Annotated in this window: 20 protein-coding genes, 8 tRNA genes and 1 rRNA gene; 24 read left to right on the top strand and 5 right to left on the bottom strand. The window is 40.2% G+C overall.

Annotated features, from left to right (window positions below; translation table 11 throughout):
* Positions 1 to 94 precede the first annotated feature (94 nt).
* The 3 genes from rrf to BN985_RS01845 all read left to right on the top strand — a co-directional run bounded on the left by rrf (position 95) and on the right by BN985_RS01845 (position 443).
* Positions 95 to 210 (top strand): 5S ribosomal RNA (gene rrf / locus BN985_RS01855).
* Positions 211 to 284: 74 nt separating this feature from the next.
* A tRNA-Asn gene (locus BN985_RS01850) sits at positions 285 to 359 on the top strand.
* Positions 360 to 370: 11 nt separating this feature from the next.
* Positions 371 to 443, top strand: a tRNA-Thr gene (locus BN985_RS01845).
* A 143-nt stretch (positions 444 to 586) separates the two neighbouring features.
* Here the strand turns inward: BN985_RS01845 and BN985_RS01840 are convergent.
* On the bottom strand, positions 587 to 1,042 hold the full coding sequence (locus BN985_RS01840) for an ImmA/IrrE family metallo-endopeptidase (RefSeq protein ID WP_042220747.1): 456 nt from the start codon (positions 1,040 to 1,042) through the stop codon (positions 587 to 589).
* A gap of 108 nt (positions 1,043 to 1,150) precedes the next feature.
* Positions 1,151 to 1,492: a helix-turn-helix domain-containing protein gene (locus tag BN985_RS01835; RefSeq protein WP_042220746.1), complete on the bottom strand. Its 342-nt coding sequence runs from the start codon at positions 1,490 to 1,492 to the stop codon at positions 1,151 to 1,153.
* Positions 1,493 to 1,664: 172 nt separating this feature from the next.
* Here BN985_RS01835 and BN985_RS18885 point away from each other — a divergent pair, with 172 nt between their 5' ends.
* The 6 genes from BN985_RS18885 to BN985_RS01810 all read left to right on the top strand — a co-directional run bounded on the left by BN985_RS18885 (position 1,665) and on the right by BN985_RS01810 (position 4,198).
* On the top strand, positions 1,665 to 1,826 hold the full coding sequence (locus BN985_RS18885; RefSeq protein WP_156960056.1) for a hypothetical protein: 162 nt from the start codon (positions 1,665 to 1,667) through the stop codon (positions 1,824 to 1,826).
* Positions 1,807 to 2,223, top strand: a complete 417-nt coding sequence (locus tag BN985_RS01830; RefSeq protein ID WP_042220745.1) for a helix-turn-helix domain-containing protein — start codon at positions 1,807 to 1,809, stop codon at positions 2,221 to 2,223. The genes BN985_RS18885 and BN985_RS01830 overlap by 20 nt, the downstream gene beginning before the upstream one ends.
* Positions 2,224 to 2,334: 111 nt before the next feature.
* Positions 2,335 to 2,625 (top strand): hypothetical protein, encoded by a 291-nt coding sequence (locus BN985_RS01825; protein ID WP_042220744.1) that lies wholly within the window; start codon positions 2,335 to 2,337, stop codon positions 2,623 to 2,625.
* The gene (locus tag BN985_RS01820) at positions 2,586 to 2,876 is read left to right on the top strand and encodes a phage holin (RefSeq protein WP_232225518.1); all 291 of its coding nucleotides are present in this window, start codon (positions 2,586 to 2,588) and stop codon (positions 2,874 to 2,876) included. The genes BN985_RS01825 and BN985_RS01820 overlap by 40 nt, the downstream gene beginning before the upstream one ends.
* 215 nt (positions 2,877 to 3,091) lie before the next feature.
* Positions 3,092 to 3,871: an N-acetylmuramoyl-L-alanine amidase gene (locus tag BN985_RS01815; RefSeq protein ID WP_042220742.1), complete on the top strand. Its 780-nt coding sequence runs from the start codon at positions 3,092 to 3,094 to the stop codon at positions 3,869 to 3,871.
* Between the two features lie 78 nt (positions 3,872 to 3,949).
* A complete protein-coding gene (locus BN985_RS01810; protein ID WP_042220740.1) occupies positions 3,950 to 4,198 on the top strand; it encodes a hypothetical protein in 249 nt (82 codons plus the stop codon).
* On the opposite strand, the gene BN985_RS01805 is transcribed toward BN985_RS01810, so the two are convergent.
* Positions 4,193 to 4,939 carry a YwaF family protein gene (locus BN985_RS01805; RefSeq protein ID WP_042220739.1) on the bottom strand — a complete coding sequence of 249 codons (747 nt, stop codon included), beginning with the start codon at positions 4,937 to 4,939 and terminating at the stop codon, positions 4,193 to 4,195. The genes BN985_RS01810 and BN985_RS01805 overlap by 6 nt on opposite strands.
* Positions 4,940 to 5,004: 65 nt before the next feature.
* The gene (gene fabI, locus BN985_RS01800; protein WP_042220737.1) at positions 5,005 to 5,781 is read right to left on the bottom strand and encodes an enoyl-ACP reductase FabI; all 777 of its coding nucleotides are present in this window, start codon (positions 5,779 to 5,781) and stop codon (positions 5,005 to 5,007) included.
* A 344-nt stretch (positions 5,782 to 6,125) separates the two neighbouring features.
* Here fabI and BN985_RS01795 point away from each other — a divergent pair.
* From BN985_RS01795 to rocF, 11 genes are all read left to right on the top strand, one after another.
* A tRNA-Glu gene (locus BN985_RS01795) sits at positions 6,126 to 6,200 on the top strand.
* Between the two features lie 21 nt (positions 6,201 to 6,221).
* Positions 6,222 to 6,297: transfer RNA gene (locus BN985_RS01790), tRNA-Val, on the top strand.
* Positions 6,298 to 6,300: 3 nt separating this feature from the next.
* Positions 6,301 to 6,376, top strand: a tRNA-Thr gene (locus BN985_RS01785).
* A gap of 45 nt (positions 6,377 to 6,421) precedes the next feature.
* Positions 6,422 to 6,506 (top strand) — tRNA-Tyr (locus BN985_RS01780).
* A 12-nt stretch (positions 6,507 to 6,518) separates the two neighbouring features.
* Positions 6,519 to 6,593: transfer RNA gene (locus tag BN985_RS01775), tRNA-Gln, on the top strand.
* A 371-nt stretch (positions 6,594 to 6,964) separates the two neighbouring features.
* Positions 6,965 to 7,037, top strand: a tRNA-Lys gene (locus BN985_RS01770).
* 247 nt (positions 7,038 to 7,284) lie between these two features.
* Complete coding sequence (locus BN985_RS01765) at positions 7,285 to 8,568, top strand: hydroxymethylglutaryl-CoA reductase, degradative (RefSeq protein ID WP_042220736.1); 1,284 nt, start codon at positions 7,285 to 7,287, stop codon at positions 8,566 to 8,568.
* The gene (mvk, locus tag BN985_RS01760) at positions 8,565 to 9,533 is read left to right on the top strand and encodes a mevalonate kinase (protein WP_042220735.1); all 969 of its coding nucleotides are present in this window, start codon (positions 8,565 to 8,567) and stop codon (positions 9,531 to 9,533) included. Before BN985_RS01765 ends, mvk begins: the two co-directional genes overlap by 4 nt.
* A 17-nt stretch (positions 9,534 to 9,550) precedes the next feature.
* Positions 9,551 to 10,525, top strand: a complete 975-nt coding sequence (gene mvaD, locus BN985_RS01755; protein ID WP_042220734.1) for a diphosphomevalonate decarboxylase — start codon at positions 9,551 to 9,553, stop codon at positions 10,523 to 10,525.
* 13 nt (positions 10,526 to 10,538) lie between these two features.
* Positions 10,539 to 11,639: a phosphomevalonate kinase gene (locus BN985_RS01750; RefSeq protein ID WP_052360584.1), complete on the top strand. Its 1,101-nt coding sequence runs from the start codon at positions 10,539 to 10,541 to the stop codon at positions 11,637 to 11,639.
* Between the two features lie 186 nt (positions 11,640 to 11,825).
* Positions 11,826 to 12,728, top strand: a complete 903-nt coding sequence (gene rocF / locus BN985_RS01745) for an arginase (protein ID WP_042222835.1) — start codon at positions 11,826 to 11,828, stop codon at positions 12,726 to 12,728.
* A gap of 102 nt (positions 12,729 to 12,830) precedes the next feature.
* Here rocF and BN985_RS01740 read toward each other — a convergent pair whose 3' ends face one another.
* Positions 12,831 to 12,980 (bottom strand): aspartyl-phosphate phosphatase Spo0E family protein, encoded by a 150-nt coding sequence (locus BN985_RS01740; protein WP_156960055.1) that lies wholly within the window; start codon positions 12,978 to 12,980, stop codon positions 12,831 to 12,833.
* 149 nt (positions 12,981 to 13,129) lie between these two features.
* On the opposite strand from BN985_RS01740, the gene sigW reads away from it, so the two are divergent.
* The 4 genes from sigW (at position 13,130) to BN985_RS01720 (ending at position 16,692) form a co-directional block, all read left to right on the top strand.
* Entirely contained in the window at positions 13,130 to 13,693 is a 564-nt protein-coding gene (gene sigW, locus BN985_RS01735; RefSeq protein WP_042220733.1) for an RNA polymerase sigma factor SigW, read from the top strand.
* Positions 13,694 to 13,708: 15 nt separating this feature from the next.
* Positions 13,709 to 14,341 carry an anti-sigma factor family protein gene (locus BN985_RS01730; protein WP_042220731.1) on the top strand — a complete coding sequence of 211 codons (633 nt, stop codon included), beginning with the start codon at positions 13,709 to 13,711 and terminating at the stop codon, positions 14,339 to 14,341.
* A gap of 307 nt (positions 14,342 to 14,648) precedes the next feature.
* Positions 14,649 to 15,470 carry a diadenylate cyclase CdaA gene (cdaA, locus tag BN985_RS01725; RefSeq protein WP_042220730.1) on the top strand — a complete coding sequence of 274 codons (822 nt, stop codon included), beginning with the start codon at positions 14,649 to 14,651 and terminating at the stop codon, positions 15,468 to 15,470.
* Positions 15,463 to 16,692 (top strand): CdaR family protein, encoded by a 1,230-nt coding sequence (locus tag BN985_RS01720; RefSeq protein WP_042220728.1) that lies wholly within the window; start codon positions 15,463 to 15,465, stop codon positions 16,690 to 16,692. The genes cdaA and BN985_RS01720 overlap by 8 nt, the downstream gene beginning before the upstream one ends.
* Positions 16,693 to 16,718 lie beyond the last annotated feature (26 nt).

The raw sequence follows: 16,718 nt of genomic DNA, 5'->3' as shown, positions 1-16,718 counted from the left end.
GATGAAAATGCATATAATATGGTCAGTTATCAATGGATTGCGGTTAATACCGTTTATGTCCTATGTAAACATGAAATGACCTATATGAATTAGGTCTGGTAGTAATAGCGGAGAGGTCACACCTGTTCTCATGCCGAACACAGAAGTTAAGTTCTCCAGCGCCGATGGTAGTTGGGGCTTTGCCCCTGCAAGAGTAGGACGCCGCCAGGCCTATTTTTTTATATATTGCGTATAATAATCGGTCAAGTTGTACAAACTAAGATTGTTATAGTAATAAAGATTATTCCACAGTAGCTCAGTGGTAGAGCAATCGGCTGTTAACCGATCGGTCGTAGGTTCGAATCCTACCTGTGGAGCCATTTTTATGTCTGCTTCCATAGCTCAGCAGGTAGAGCACTTCCATGGTAAGGAAGGGGTCAGCGGTTCAAATCCGCTTGGAAGCTCTCATAAGAAAAGCCTTTACTCCACGTGAGTAGAGGCTTTTTTATTTGCCTTTTTTGTTTCTTTAATTCATCGCCTGTTTTTCCCTAAATTCTCTCTGTAAATTCGATAGTAGATAGTTCTTTTAGATCAAGGAAGATCCCTCCTAAATATTCGCTCTCTTATTCTCCAACATCTCCATTCGTTTATAGGCAAAACTATACTCCACGTTAAACAGTTCCATTAGGTTATGGGGGGTCAGTTTTATCGTAATCTTCTCGAGCATAAACGTTGGGATACAAAGGTGGCAGCTGAAATAGTTTGCCTGCCATTCCTGTAATTCAACAAAGCTTGGTGGTAATAACTCCTGCCTTCCTACATGCCACATTATATGAGCCACTTCATGCGTGAATTCTTGCCACTGAACTCTTTCATTTTTTTGTTCATTTAAGAAAATAATGTATTTCCCATCCCTGCTTACTGCTTCGCTTCCAAACTCCCATGGATGTACCGAAATTTGGAGTGCTTCCGCCATAGTGTAAATCCCTAAGTCTGCAGGCTTTTTTATGTTAACAGACAGCAAGAGGTCTTTTATAAATGTTTCCGTTCTAGTGTAGAACAAAGGAATACCTCCCCATAAATAGAATGTATGTTCGTGTTTGGTTTATAAAAGGAGGTGCACCGCTATTTGTACACCTAATCATCAGCTAAGGATCTCTGCTAAGTCCTACTATTCTTCTTTAAATGCTTCCCAAATCCTTTTTAACCTGCGTAGATCCTCTTCACTATTTTGTGGTAGCGTCTTATACCATCTTTCAAGTGCGGGATCATTGCGAAATGCTTCGAAATCTTCCTTTTCACTCCTAGCTGGATTTTCGGACCTCCCAAGAAGGTAGTCTGTCGTTACTTCTAGTACTGTGGCGATGCGGCCTAGTTCATGGTCTTTAACTGGCCTTTCCCCTAATTCAATTCGATTCATTACGCTCACATTTAATTGAATACGTTTGGCGAGTTCTCGTTGGCTCCAGTTTTGTCTCTCTCGCAATTGGATAATTCTTTCCCCTAATTTCACCGTGAACAACCCTTTCTTATACCTCTCTATATCATAACATTATTTCTAATTGCGAAACAAATAACTAATTTTAGCCCTAAAGTCCTCTTTACATTTCTGTTTTAGAAATATAATATAGGAACAAACGTTCTATATAGTATACCATATTTTTCTATGATAAAGGGGGATCAGCATGGGTTATTCTACTAATCAAAAAAACTGTGTTGTTACATGGGTTGTCAGCGACATACGAAAAGATAAACGAAGTGGTGCTCTATCACCAATTACGAGAAGCAAGTATGCACAATTGCTATTCAATAAGGGGGCAGGTTTTGATGAACGAAAAACAGATTGAGCGTACTTTAAAAGACTATCGTTGGATGTTAAAAGAAATTAAAAGGCAGAGGGTCGTGTTAGAAGAAGAGATAGGATCCAAATTGGTTGCTTCATCTGGTATTGAATCGACACTTCCTAAAACAAAAGGGAAAGTAAGTGACCCTGTTGGTCAAGAAGTATTGCGAAGAGAGAAGAAAAGTGGATGGATTATAAAATTGGAGAGAAAGGTTTTATTTATCCAGGAGAGAATGATAGCCATTGAAGATCCAAGGGAAAAGGCTATCCTAGAATGTATATTAGATGGAATGACAATTAGTGCGGTAAGCGAGCATATGGGCTTATCGAGAAGACAGGTATATCACATAAAGGATGATATTGTTCGTCAAATTGCACATTTTACACACTCTGCGCAGTAGATGACAAAGATAACAAAGGGGTTGTACAATAGATTTAACAGGAATAGAACAAGTGTTCCTGTTGAAGGCAACTTGTTAGGAACATCACCATACAAAGAAGGGAGGTTGGGAATGCTAAATCAAAAGGAACAGGAAAATACGAAGGAATTTTTGACAGTGCTTATGGAAGTGAAGGTGTCGCTGGCTGAGTTAAATGGGAAAATAGATCAGTTACAAGATGTTAAAGAAACACTCACCAAAACAAAAAAAGTGGCCGAAGAGGCAAACTATCGTTCCGTTGAGAACAACAATAAGATTAAGACTATCCAGACAAGCTCAAGGCACCTGGGAATCGCCCTAATCTCCATGATTGGGGCATTTGTATGTCAGATTCTATTTTTTCTGTTGACGTTTGGTTTATAAATAATAGTAGAGAAGAGGTGGTAGAAATGGATAGAGGGACAGTCGTACGAACCATTGCGCTTGCGATTTCTTGGGCGAATGTTCTGCTCACTCACTATAACTTACAGCCAATACCCGTGTTGGATGAGCAAACGATAGCATACCTGTTATGTTTCTCTGTCTCTGTGTGGTCGTGGTTTAAAAATAATTACCTTACAGCAACAGGAGAACAGCAAAAACTAGTACTAAAAAAATATAATTTGGCAAAGTAGTCAAACGGCTAGTCCACACGGGCAAGCCGTTTTTCTAATCGGCTAGGCTCCATCGCCCAGAGACTAGGCGACTTCACGAATCGCCCTACGATAAGTCATCATCGGTTCGTAACCTTACCGTGATTCCTTTATCTCAGTTGATTCGTTCCACTCGCTACGTCTCTAATCGGGCTCTTACGCTTTTGTTCTATAAAATATCAAGGAGGAGATTTATTATGGCTATTATTGCAATTGGAGCAGGACATGGTATTAACACACCGGGGAAAAGGTCCCCAGCTGGTGAAAGAGAATGGACTTTTAACAACAAAGTAGTTTCGGCTGCTATTCGTTACCTTGGAGGTTACGAGAATGCGAATGTAGTAAGGTTAGACGATCCTAGTGGAAATACAGATGTACCATTAACGACTCGAACAAATACTGCTAACAACGCTAATGCAGATATTTTAGTATCGTACCACCATAATGCCAATACAGGGCAATGGGGGACATGGACAGGGACAGAGACGTATCATTACCCTGGCTCTACTTCAGGTTATAACCTGGCGCGAAGTATTCATCCTAGTATTGTAACTGCGATGGGACTACGAGATCGTGGCGTTAAGTCGGCAAACTTTCATATGCTACGAGAATCCAACATGCCAGCCATCCTTATTGAAGGCGGTTTTATGGATTCTACCATAGATATTGTAAAGATGCGGAACAATGGGGTAATGGATAATACAGGAAAAGCACTAGCTGACTCGATTGCATCTTATCTTGGATTAGTAAAGAAAGATGGTGGAGGTTCCGGACAGGGATTTGTTGAAATCGTCACAGACTCTCTTTGGACGTATAACACTGCTAACTGGAATGATCGTGCCGTCATTGTAAACAGAGGAGAAGTATTTACCGTCATTCGGGACAGGTTCCCGGTAGATGGAGGATATATGTATCAAATAAAAAGTGGCTTATATATTACGGCGAATCCTAATTATGTAAGGTACTATACAAAATAAACAAATGGAGGGGTACTCACCCCTCCATTTCTAAATGAAATTGCCTAGTTTTGGTTATGCTAAAAAGAGGTGATGATAATGAAAGCTAATGAGAAAGATTATCAAAAATATAGTGATGCCATAGACCGTATACAAGAGGGAAACGAAGCTATGATTGAGCTATTTAATGAGCTTGAAAAAGATAATCCTGTAATTGGGTTTAACGGAGAAGTCATGAAAAGTATTTCACAGGCTAAAGAGAAATATGGTGAAGATGTCATCGATCAAAAGATAAATACGGTTGTAGCGGAAATGTTATCCTGGTTAGATTTAACTGATCTCTCATAACAAAGGTTCGGCGGAGTCCTTACGATTTTGAAAATAACGAACGATTGCCCATTGAATAGAAAAAACAGTGAGAGCTACAAGGCATAAATTTACATAGTATAGCACGCCATCCCCGAAATAGTTTAAAGGGGTATTTGATATAGGGGTATTCCTAAGATAGAGATAATTGACATCTAAAATGGGATTAACAATAAACCCAATAAAAGCTGCATAAATTAGTAGTAGACCATAGCTTATAAGCAGGGATCTATATTTTAAAGTGATAGAACTAGTTACAATCACAAAAAGGCTAGCCCAGGAAATAACGATGTGATGCACAAAAAATTTCCAGAATCGAAAATGCGGAAAATTATATAGCAGATCTGGGGTAATTAGCGCTATTAATGCTGGTACTAAGCCAATATAGAAAGTTAAAGTGGCAAGCATTTTATTTTGTAGTAAAAGCGTTAGGGCTGCTGTAATGCTTGCAACACCACATAAATGCAAGGGAATATGCTCCTTTAAATTCCAAATCCCAGTGCTTGCTGACCAAATTTGATAGCTAATTTCTGATAGGATTAAAAGAATAAAGAGGGACCATCTTATTATATTGTAGATACGTTTATAAAAGGGTTGCCTTTTTAGTGAGTTAAAATAAATTATTAATATAAACCCAACAAAATAGATGGACAGCATAACGAGGTGGGATATCTTAAATATGACAAAAGGCTCTCCCTCAACAGAAAAGATTGCATCATACATACACATTCCCTCCTAAAATAAAAGACGCTTTTTTGCATAAAGGCAAAGAAGCGTCTTTTTCCTGTTTAACCGCCGATTATATGGTATCCAGAATCTACGTGCATGACTTCACCAGTAACCCCTCTAGCCAGATCGCTCAAGAAGAATAGGGTTGCATCCCCTACCTGATCTTGATCAACATTTCGGCGCAACGGTGCTTTTTCTTCAATGATGCCAAGTTTTTCGTTAAAACCTCCAACACCTTTGGCAGATAAAGTACGAATTGGACCAGCTGAAACAGCGTTGACACGGATTCCGTATTTACCAACATCTTCTGCTAAATAGCGCATGCTTGCTTCTAGAGAAGCTTTAGCAACACCCATCACGTTGTAATTTTGAATTACCCTTTCTGCACCAAGATAGGTTTGGGTAACAATGCTACCTCCCTCTGTCATTAGCGGTTTAGCAGCTTTTGTCACGGCAACTAAGGAAAATGCACTAATTTCCTGTGCCAGTAAGAAGCCTTCACGTGAAGTGTCTGCATACTCGCCTTTAAGTTCATCGCGATTGGCAAATGCTACCGAATGAACAACGCCATGAATAACGCCAACCTTCTCCTTTATTTCATCAAATGCATTTGTAATACTTTCATCACTTGCAACATCGCATGACACGATAAGCTTTGCTTCTATTCCATTTTTCTCTAATAACTTAGTTAGTTTTTGATAGGAGCGTTCCTGTCTATTTGTAAAGATCAGATTTGCCCCTGCATTATGTAATGATTTTGTTATTCCCCAGGCAATACTTCGTTCACTTGCAACACCCATGACGACTACATTCTTGCCTTGCAATAAATTAGACATGAAAAATACCTCCATTAAAATGATCTTCTATATTATAACCCAATTGAATTACAATTAGAAAGTAAAGTTGAGTAATCTAACCTGTTCAAAGTGTTTTAATTTAGTAATGTGATGTTTATGAAACGATCCAATAACACTGCTTCGACTTGCTAAATAGGTCGAATGACACCGAGGTTTTTCTACATATTTCATTAAAAATGAAAAAAACATAAAAAAAACGCATTTTCCTCTTTACAAAGTTTTAAGAAACGATTATAATAAATTTTGTCGGTTTGAGAGAAATGAAAAAAATGTAGAAAACACTTTAATCTTCTTTCAAAATATGATATAATTTTTATTCGTATGGCCCGTTGGTCAAGCGGTTAAGACACCGCCCTTTCACGGCGGTAACACGGGTTCGAATCCCGTACGGGTCACCAATTTTTCAATCCTGAATTGATGGAGGATTAGCTCAGCTGGGAGAGCACCTGCCTTACAAGCAGGGGGTCGCAGGTTCGAGCCCTGCATCCTCCACCATTCGCCGGCCTAGCTCAACTGGTAGAGCAACTGACTTGTAATCAGTAGGTTGGGGGTTCAAGTCCTCTGGCCGGCACCATTTTTCTTTTTATGTGTATATTAACTCATTTATAGTTAACAATATGGAGGGGTAGCGAAGTGGCTAAACGCGGCGGACTGTAAATCCGCTCCCTCAGGGTTCGGCAGTTCGAATCTGCCCCCCTCCACCATTTTTATATTGTTGGGCTATAGCCAAGCGGTAAGGCATCGGGTTTTGATCCCGTGTACCCCAGGTTCGAATCCTGGTAGCCCAGCCATTTTTTTATTTCTAGGCCTTTTTTTATGTAGAGTAATATTATTACTATAATAAGGAAACTTTTAATTGCTAAGAGCCATTAGCTCAGTTGGTAGAGCAACGAGCAATTGCATCTACCGAATAAGCTACGAGTAACCCCGATGCACTAATCATCTCTGAATTAGCTATAAGAAGCAGGGGTCATCGAAATGGATTTACTTTACTTTTTACACGAGCCATTAGCTTAGTTGGTAGAGCAAGCCGCTAGCATCATCGAGTATGCTACTATGTGCAGGCCTGCGAGGAGTGCAGCTTCACTGAAATAGTTTGCAACACGACGAACATAAGAAAATAACACTTAACTTCCTAATATGGGAGCATTTTATTAAGAACGAGCCATTAGCTCAGTTGGTAGAGCATCTGACTTTTAATCAGAGGGTCGAAGGTTCGAATCCTTCATGGCTCATCCTTTTTATTTGAACGTAGAGTACAACTTGAATATAGAAAATGTAGATAAACAGGGTCGTTTTTATTGTTAAACAACCTTGTTTATTTGCATTTTAGCCCTTTTTTTTACATAATAGTTACAGTGATTTTATTTGAAGAATATAGATGCCAAACGTGTTATAATAAATTAGATTTAAGACTTTATTAACAAAATTAATACGAAGTTTATATATATATAATTATTGTATACAAAAGGATGAAGACGTATGAAAACTTCCAGGATCCCAGGTTTCTACAATAAAACGGTTGAAGAACGCAGAGAGTCACTGGAAAGTGTTGAACAACTTTCTGTGGATGATGCTGCAGCTTTTCATGAGCCCCTCTCTACAGATACCGCAGATAAGATGATTGAAAATGTGATTGGAACATACCCTCTTCCTTTAGGAGTAGGATTGAACTTCTTAATAAATGGGAAAGAATATGTAGTACCAATGGCTATTGAAGAACCATCTGTGGTCGCGTCAGCCAGTTACATCGCTAAGATTGTCCGAGAGGCTGGTGGATTTACTACAGAAGCAACGGAAAGAGTGATGATCGGGCAGATACAAGTAGTAGGTGCTCCTGATCTAGACGCTGCAAAGGCAGCTATTCTATCCGAAAAGGACTCATTAATTGATGATGCGAATGCCGCATATCCTAGTCTGGTTGCCAGAGGAGGCGGAGCAGAGGATCTGGAAGTAAGGATCTTAAATGAAGCGTCTAATTCGACTTATGGTAAGATGCTTGTCGTGCATTTATATGTCAATACATGTGATGCCATGGGAGCGAATATTATTAATACCATGGTGGAATCATTAGCACCGACGATTGAAGTATTAACAAATGGGAAGGTTTACTTGAGAATCCTTTCTAACTACGCTGACCGATGCCTTGCGCGGGCACGATGTGTCATTCCTGCCAAGTTACTCGAAACAGGTGACTTTTCCGGGGAAGCAGTGCGAGATGGTGTTGTGCATGCTTACGAATTTGCAGCATCCGATCCATATCGAGCTGTTACCCACAACAAAGGAATCATGAACGGCATCGATCCTATTGTTATTGCTACAGGGAACGATTGGCGTGCAGTTGAGGCGGGGGCGCATGCCTATGCCGCAAGAACAGGACAATATAGTTCGATGACTACATGGTCTACAGATAATGAGGGAAACCTAGTTGGAGAATTAGAATTACCAATGTCTGTGGGAACTGTTGGTGGCGCAATACGTGTGCACCCAATGGCAAAGGTAGCACAAAATATATTGAACGTAGAATCAGCTCAAGAATTGGCCCAGGTCATTGTTGCCGTCGGTTTGGCGCAGAACCTTGGAGCACTTAAAGCACTAGTGACAGATGGTATTCAAAAAGGACATATGGCACTACATTCTCGCTCTGTTGCAATAGCAGCAGGGGCTTCTGGGGAGATGATTGATATCATTGCAGGAAAATTAGTGGAACTAAAAGAAATCCGTGTCGGAAAAGCTAAAGAATTGGTGGAACAATTTAAAAAATGAGTGCAGAAAAAGCTACAACAACAGAACAAACAGCTATAGGAATAGCTCATAGTAAACTGATTCTAATTGGGGAGCATGCAGTTGTACACGGACAACCGGCTATTGCTATCCCGTTTCCTCTAGTAGGTGTAGAATCTGTAGTAGAACATGAGCCAGGTCCTGTCGTAATAGATAGCACGTTTTATCACGGCCCGCTGGGCTTAGCTCCTGAACCTTTGCAAGGCATCACTAACTGTATTAGTGGAACCCTTGAATATCTAGAGTTACCGAAAGCAGATCTGTTAATCCGGATTAAGTCTTCTGTGCCTCCTGGGAAAGGTCTCGGGTCAAGTGCTTCGGTTGCGATCTCTGTTATTAGATCTTTGTTTGCTTATGCTGATATTGAGCACACAGATGAGGAGCTACTTAAGCTTGCTAATATTGCAGAAACATTTGCACACGGAGCACCTAGTGGGATTGATACGTTAACGATAACTTCTGAATTACCTGTATGGTACGAAAAGGATAACCCTACAGATTTCATTGAGTTAAATGATGATTTTCATTTCGTTGTTGCCGATTCCGGAAGCATTGGAGATACAAGAATGGCAGTAGAATCTGTAGCGCATTTACTTCGTGTAGCTCCGCGTAAAATCCAACGGAAGCTTGATCGCATAGGGGAATTAACCCATCAGGCAAAAGATGCGTTGGAAAAAAGAGGAAAGCATTTGCTTGGTCAAATGCTAAACGAGGCGCAAAAAGAGTTGGAAGCTTTAGGAGTTAGTACTACAGGGTTAAACAAGCTTATTGATTTTGCACGTGAAGAAGGTGCTCTTGGAGCGAAATTGACAGGCGGAGGTAACGGCGGCTGTATTATTGCCCTTGCTCAAAATGAAGTCCATTCAAGATTGCTTGCTGAGAAATTAAGAAAATTTGGTGCACATGCTGTATGGCCATTTGTGCTTAAAAGGCACCATAAGAAATAGTGAAAAAGGGGACTATTATGAAGGCAACAGCTAAAGCACATACAAATATTGCCTTGATTAAATATTGGGGGAAACGAAACGAATCCATTATATTGCCAACCAACAGCTCTTTGTCTTTAACGTTGGATGGTTTTTATACCACTACAACCGTGGATTTTTCTGAGGAGTACACGAAGGATCAATTTACGCTAAATGAAAGACCTATTGAAGGAGAGCAACTTAGACGTGTTACGGGTTTTCTTGACCTCATTCGACAACATGCAGGGAAGTCTTTACATGCAGCAGTTCATTCTGTTAACGAAGTACCTACTGCTGCGGGATTTGCTTCCTCTGCATCAGGCTTTGCAGCATTAGCGGCTGCCGGAAGTAAAGCGATAGGTCTAGACTTACCAGAACGTGAGCTTTCTGCTTTGACAAGACAAGGTTCAGGCTCAGCTTGCCGTTCGATCTATGGAGGGTTTGCTGAATGGGAAATGGGAACAAAGGAAGATGGAAGTGATTCCTATGCTGTCCCTATTGCTCCAGCTGAGCATTGGGATCTTCGGGTTGCAGCTGTTGTGTTGTCTTCCAAGATGAAAAAAGTTTCGAGTCGCACTGGAATGAAGCGCACTGTGGAAACCTCCCCTTTCTATCAAGGATGGCTTGATAGTATCCCTGCTGAGATGAATCAAATTAAAGAAGGAATTAAAGAGCTTGATTTTGAAAAGGTGGGAGAGGTAGCTGAGGCTAATTGTCTGAAGATGCACGCAACGACACTTGGTGCAAACCCACCTTTTACATATTGGCACGATACGACGATGACGGTCATGGAAACGGTAAGAGAAATGCGCGAAAAGGGAATTCCCGCATATTTTACAATTGACGCAGGGCCCAATGTAAAAGTATTATATTTACCGGAGAACGAGGAAGTAATTAAAAACACACTCCGTACCATACCAGGTGTTGCCGATATTCGGTTGAGCCGGCCTGGACAGGGAGTAACCTATCTGTAAGGGATGAAATCCATTGCCGAATACACCGATGACAATAAAGGTACCTGGGAAGTTAATGATAGCTGGCGAGTTTGCGGTCTTGGAACCATACTACCAATTAGTTGTAATGGCGGTTGACCGATATGTATATACCACCATTGAAGAGAGCGAGCAGAATCGTGTTTCACTTCATGACTTCCAATTGGAGGACCTTAAATGGGACTTCGAAAAAGGGACCCTTACCATACATACGGATAATCCAAAGAGAATTTTTGTGGAAGAGGCCATGCGTATTGCAATGGCCTATCTTCATGAGCAGAATATACAGCCAGGGTCTTTTGCCATTTCAGTTAAAAGCGAACTAGATGATGTTACAGGAGTAAAGTATGGCTTAGGATCAAGTGCTGCAGTAGTAACGTCTATAATTACAGCGATTTTTAAAAAGTACTTCCCAACTTATAAGCAAGATGAATTGTTTAAACTTTCTGCTTTGGCACATGTAAATGTTCAAGGAAACGGATCTGGTGCCGATATTGCAGCATCAACTAATGGCGGCTTTTTACAATATGCATCCTTCCAGGCGGAATGGTTAAAAGACGCATATATACATGCGAAAAGTCTAAGTGAGTTGGTAGAAAAAGATTGGAAGTACTTTTCATTAAAGCCTTTACGTTTACCTGAAACCGTCTTTGTCTGTGTAGGGTGGACTGGAAAACCGGCTTCGACTGCAAAGCTTGTCGATGAGTTGAGGTTGCTTAAAAGCAATGATCCAGTGGCTTATCAAGGGTTCTTAGATGCAAGTGAAGAAGCAGTTTCTACCTTTTTGCAGGGCATGAAGGAAGAGAATGTTGACTTGTTATTAACGGGCGTTAAACAAAACAGGAGAGCACTTTCAGAGGTTGGAAAGCAAGCGAATGTAGCCATTGAAACCCCCTTGCTTGGCAAATTATGTGATCTGGCGGAGGAATATGGTGGTGCAGGTAAATCTTCAGGAGCTGGTGGTGGGGATTGTGGAATTGCCTTTCTACCATCAAAAGAAAAAGCAGACGAGCTAATGAAGGCTTGGGAGAGAGCAGGTATAAAGCCATTATCCATTAAGCCTTCATCGATTGGAGCGAGTATAAGTAATTTGTGAAACAGCTACTTGGCGTAGCTGTTTTTTGTCGTTAAAATAATTGATCAAATCGCCTCTCAATAACCGCTCCACACTCTAAGCAATTTCTCCTTAACCTCAATCCTTTGTATATATATACATCTAAATGTGGAGTTGAGTCACCTCCTCGTTTTTGGCTACAATAGAACTAGAGGAGGCGCTTACATGATGAAAGATATTTCTATTATTGGGGTTCCTATGGATTTAGGTCAAAGTAGACGTGGAGTAGATATGGGGCCAAGTGCTCTGCGTTATGCAGGGGCAATTGAGAAGCTGCAGGAACTAAATATTAACGTACATGATTTGGGAGATATTCCGATAAATAGACCCTCAATGGAGCAAGCAGATCAAGATGAAAGCAATTTGAAAAACCTTGAACAAGTAATTGAGGCAAATGAGAAGCTTGCAGAAATGGTAGATAAAGAAATTGAAGTGGGCCATTTCCCATTAGTATTTGGAGGAGATCACAGTATCGCTATTGGCAGTTTAGCAGGAATATCGAAGCATTATGAAAACCTTGGCGTCATCTGGTATGATGCGCACGGAGATTTAAATTCTGAAGCTACATCTCCATCTGGAAACATTCACGGTATGCCGCTGGCTGTCAGCTTAGGCATTGGCAACGAAAGGTTAACTAATATTGCTGGATATACACCTAAAATCAAGCCGGATAACATTGTTATTATTGGCGCACGTTCATTGGATCCTGGTGAAAAAGCGTTAATTCAGGATAGAGGGATAAAGGTATTTTCCATGCATGAGATTGATCGAATGGGTATGCCGGCTGTCATGGAAGAAGCAATTCAATACTTAAAAAAGAAGGCGGATGGAATTCATTTAAGTCTTGATCTCGATGGATTAGATCCATCAGAAGCACCTGGTGTCGGTACTCCTGTTATTGGTGGAATGACCTATCGTGAGAGCCATTTGGCTATGGAAATGCTCGCAGAAGCGGAGTGCATTACTTCAGCAGAATTTGTCGAAGTAAATCCGATTTTGGATGAAAAGAATAAAACAGCTATCGCTGCAGTGGCGCTAATGGGTTCTTTGTTCGGCGAAAAATTAAAATAAAACAAAAGCATACAAAAAAGACATTCAATTCCTTCATGGGATTAAATGTCTTTTTCTATTTATAGTTAACACCTTGCTGTTTTAGAATGATTATGATTACAGTCATTTGTTGTTTTGATACTCGTTTATTAGTTGGTCTAATTTTACACTGGAGGTAACAACAGCTTCTGAAGTTAAAGAGTGAAACCTGCTTAAATTAAGCATTTCTTCACGACATTGTTCAATTTTTTGTAAAAGTGTTGAATTACACACAAATCTTTCCTCCTATTTAGTATAATGTATAGTAAGAAACTACCCATTTAATTGGAATGATAAACCTAAAAAATTTTTTTATTCTTATTGAAACCTTTTTTACATAGAAAACGTATGATAAATACCGCATGATTGGCGGAGGTACTTGTATGGAACAATTTATAAGAGAGAAAATAAAAAAAGTGAAAAAAGGGGACCAATCTGCTTTTGAAGATGTTGTCTCATTTTTTCAGAGCAAAATCTATCAGCATTGTTATCGAATGCTTGGTAATGCGCACGAGGCGGAGGATATAGCACAGGAAGCTTTTATTCGAGCATATGTTAACATCCATTCTTTTGATGAAAAACGGAAATTTTCCACATGGCTATACCGAATCGCTACAAATCTAACGATTGACCGAATTCGAAAACGAAAGCCGGATTATTACCTAGATGCGGAGATTAAAGGAACGGAAGGGTTAAATATGTACTCGCAGATGGCCGATGAAGGTCGTTTGCCTGGCGAAGAAGTGGAAAGTATGGAATTGCAGCGCTATATACATCAAGAGATTTCAGAGCTCCCTCCAAAATACCGCAGTGTAATTATGTTGCGTTATTTGGAAGAATTCTCGCTACAAGAAATCAGCGACATTCTGGATATTCCATTAGGAACCGTGAAGACCCGGATTCATCGAGGGAGAGAAGCTTTACGGAAAAGGCTTCGTCACGTGTAAAGGAGTGTGATTCACATGGAATGTAATCATGAAGCGTCCTCGCTAATGCATAAATACTTGGACGGGGATATATCCAATGAAGAAGAGAAAAAACTGCGGCTTCACTTAGAAGATTGTGAAGCCTGTCAAAAACATTTTCGTGAATTGAAGCGGACGATCACGCTGCTTCAAAGTACGGAACATATAGAAGCGCCTGCTAATTTTACTGCTAATGTGATGAATCGACTTCCGACTGAGAAAAAGCGTATGAAATACGGGCGCTGGTTTAAAGCACACCCGATTATTACGGCGGCTGCCCTCTTTTTAATTTTTATGATGAGTGGTGTGTTTTCAGCATGGAACCAAGATAGTGAATTGGTCGTTTCCAAACAAGATAATCTTGTTATTGAGGGAGACACTGTAATCGTGCCTGAAGACGTTACGGTAGAAGGGGATTTAGTTGTTAAGAATGGAAACCTTGTGATTAAGGGAACCATTAACGGTAATGTTACCCTCATTAATGGCAAGCTTATAGAAAACCCGATTGAAAGCGAAGGGTTAATGGCATCTGCCGGAGGAGTAAATGGGGAGTTAAAGCATGTTGACCAAATTTTTGAATGGGTATGGTACAATTTGAAAAATTTGTTTAGAAGTATCTTTGCATTTTAAATCATAATTTCAATCCCAAGTTCACAGTAAGTGGACTTGGGATTTCTCTTAGAATTGCTTGCAGTTATGAAACCAAACCGGGTCTTAATTGATCAAGCATAATAAGGAAACCACACAGTCTGTAAATTATTAACAAGAGAGTAACCTATCAAGCCAAATGAGATATGTTTATCTACACACCTTAATGAGATGTATTATATTCACTACAGTTTTCTACACATGTCTAAAGCCGAATTATGTTATAATAGTAAACGTTACTATCTATAGAACGGTGGAACGAAAATGATGTGCAAAAGGATGGATACATATGCTTGATGGGGGATTCGATCTTTTACAGCTCCTGAGAATTGGCGTGGACATTGCTCTTGTCTGGTATATATTATACAAACTGATCATGCTTATCAGAGGTACAAAGGCAATTCAGCTATTAAAAGGGATTGCTGTTGTTTTGGCTGTTTGGTTGCTCAGTATCGTTTTAGAATTACAGACAATTCAATGGATTACCAACCAAGCCATTAGGTGGGGGCTTATTGTAATTATAATCTTGTTCCAGCCTGAGTTACGCCGAGCATTGGAGCAATTAGGACGAGGAAACATATTTGGGCGTGGGTCCCGGTCAGAAGAAGAGATTATTGAACAGAATATAGATGCGATTATTCAATCCTGTGTTTACATGGCAAAGCGCCGTATTGGTGCCCTTATTTCTATTGAGCGAGAGACAGGGATTGGTGATTATGCAGAAACGGGTATTCCAATTGGCGGTAAGCTGACACATCAACTGTTAACAAATATCTTCACCCCAAATACCCCATTACATGATGGCGCAGTGATAATTAAATCTGAAGAAATTGTCGCGGCAGCCTGTTATCTCCCACTATCTGAAAGTCCTTTTATATCTAAGGAATTGGGGACAAGGCATAGAGCGGCAATGGGAATTAGTGAAGTTACCGACGCGCTTACAATTGTGGTGTCGGAGGAGACAGGAAATATATCTTGTACGAAAAATGGCGAGCTTCACAGGGAACTTGAGGCAGAAGAGCTACGTAATATGCTGAAAGATAATTTATCCTTAAATCTGAAAACCTCTGAAAAGAAGTCTTGGAAATGGAGGGGGAAAAAGAATGGATAACTGGTTTAGAAGTAAATGGTTTGTTCGTGTAATAGCTCTGGCATTAGCAGTTTTGCTCTATATCTTTGTTAATGTTGAAACAAATCGGCCTACAGCATCAGATTCCACCTTCCCAAGTCAATCAGATGACGCTCAGACAATGAGGGACGTACCAGTTGAAATAGAAATAGATTCAGATAACTATGTAGTAAGTGGTGTTCCAGAAAGTGTGACAGTTTATATGCAGGGATCACCAGGAATTTTAACCCCAGTTATTACCAATCGTAACTTTAAGGTCTTTGTTGATTTGGAAGGGTTTGAAGCGGGGGAACATAAGGCGGTAGAAATTCAACATACGATTTCTCCTGATATAGATGCACAAATTGAACCAAAACATATAGACGTGGTAATAGAAGAAAAAGGCACGAAAGAGTTTGATGTAACGGTTGATTTCTTAAATGAAAATGGGCTTGCCGAAGGGTATGAGCTTGGCGATTATATGGTAGACCCGAGTACTGTCACTATAACTAGTGCTAAAAGTGTTATTGACCGAATTGGCATTGTCAAGGTCTATGTGGATTTATCAGGACTTGATCGTGATGTGGATACAAGAGAAGTGCCTGTGAATGTATACGATAATCAAGGGAACGCGTTGAGTGTCAATGTGCAACCTGAAAATGTAGTGGTATCTGCAGAAATTGACAATCCAAGTAAGACTGTACCACTGAGTGTTGAGACGAACGGCGAATTGCCAGAAGGCTATTCTCTTACATCGATTTCTGCTAATGTAGAGGAAATTGAAGTATATGGCAGAAGTAATGTTCTTGAAAACATTGAGACAGTTAATACAGAAGAAATAGATCTTTCTCAAATTACAGAGTCTGGAACCATTGAAGCAGATATAACCTTGCCTGATGGAGCAAGTGCACCAGGTAACGGAACCATTGAGGTCTCCGTGGAACTAGAGCAAACCAGAACAATTGAGTCGTTGCCAATCGAGACTGAAGGAATAGGGGACGAGCTTGAGTCGACCTTCCTTGATCCTGAAAATGGAGAAATGAATGTAACAATCAGTGGTAGCCAGGAAGACGTAGATGGAATAACTGCAGATGATTTCCGATTTTTCATCGACCTTAGTGGTTTGGAGCCAGGAGAACATGAAGTCCCTATTTCAGTTGAAGGACCTGAAGGGGTAGAAGTAATACCTGAATTTGAACAAGCCACTATTGAGATAACGGAATAAACCAGGTAGATATGGATATAAAGGAG

Origin of the sequence: Oceanobacillus manasiensis (assembly GCF_000724085.1) — a bacterium.
GTDB classification, from domain to species: Bacteria; Bacillota; Bacilli; order Bacillales; family Amphibacillaceae; genus Oceanobacillus_B; species Oceanobacillus_B manasiensis.
Note: the sequence above shows the minus strand (reverse complement) of the source record. Positions and strands in the feature narration are given on the sequence as shown.

Excerpts from the sequence above, each read along its gene's own strand:
- mvk (WP_042220735.1), top strand. The coding sequence starts at position 8,565 with ATGAGTGCAGAAAAAGCTACAACAACAGAACAAACAGCTATAGGAATA.
- mvaD (WP_042220734.1), top strand. The coding sequence starts at position 9,551 with ATGAAGGCAACAGCTAAAGCACATACAAATATTGCCTTGATTAAATAT.
- BN985_RS01820 (WP_232225518.1), top strand. The coding sequence starts at position 2,586 with ATGTCAGATTCTATTTTTTCTGTTGACGTTTGGTTTATAAATAATAGT.
- BN985_RS01720 (WP_042220728.1), top strand. The coding sequence starts at position 15,463 with ATGGATAACTGGTTTAGAAGTAAATGGTTTGTTCGTGTAATAGCTCTG.
- BN985_RS01805 (WP_042220739.1), bottom strand. The coding sequence starts at position 4,939 with ATGTATGATGCAATCTTTTCTGTTGAGGGAGAGCCTTTTGTCATATTT.
- BN985_RS01830 (WP_042220745.1), top strand. The coding sequence starts at position 1,807 with ATGAACGAAAAACAGATTGAGCGTACTTTAAAAGACTATCGTTGGATG.
- sigW (WP_042220733.1), top strand. The coding sequence starts at position 13,130 with ATGGAACAATTTATAAGAGAGAAAATAAAAAAAGTGAAAAAAGGGGAC.
- fabI (WP_042220737.1), bottom strand. The coding sequence starts at position 5,781 with ATGTCTAATTTATTGCAAGGCAAGAATGTAGTCGTCATGGGTGTTGCA.
- BN985_RS01825 (WP_042220744.1), top strand. The coding sequence starts at position 2,335 with ATGCTAAATCAAAAGGAACAGGAAAATACGAAGGAATTTTTGACAGTG.
- BN985_RS01765 (WP_042220736.1), top strand. The coding sequence starts at position 7,285 with ATGAAAACTTCCAGGATCCCAGGTTTCTACAATAAAACGGTTGAAGAA.
- cdaA (WP_042220730.1), top strand. The coding sequence starts at position 14,649 with ATGCTTGATGGGGGATTCGATCTTTTACAGCTCCTGAGAATTGGCGTG.
- rocF (WP_042222835.1), top strand. The coding sequence starts at position 11,826 with ATGAAAGATATTTCTATTATTGGGGTTCCTATGGATTTAGGTCAAAGT.
- BN985_RS01810 (WP_042220740.1), top strand. The coding sequence starts at position 3,950 with ATGAAAGCTAATGAGAAAGATTATCAAAAATATAGTGATGCCATAGAC.
- BN985_RS01730 (WP_042220731.1), top strand. The coding sequence starts at position 13,709 with ATGGAATGTAATCATGAAGCGTCCTCGCTAATGCATAAATACTTGGAC.
- BN985_RS01815 (WP_042220742.1), top strand. The coding sequence starts at position 3,092 with ATGGCTATTATTGCAATTGGAGCAGGACATGGTATTAACACACCGGGG.
- BN985_RS18885 (WP_156960056.1), top strand. The coding sequence starts at position 1,665 with ATGGGTTATTCTACTAATCAAAAAAACTGTGTTGTTACATGGGTTGTC.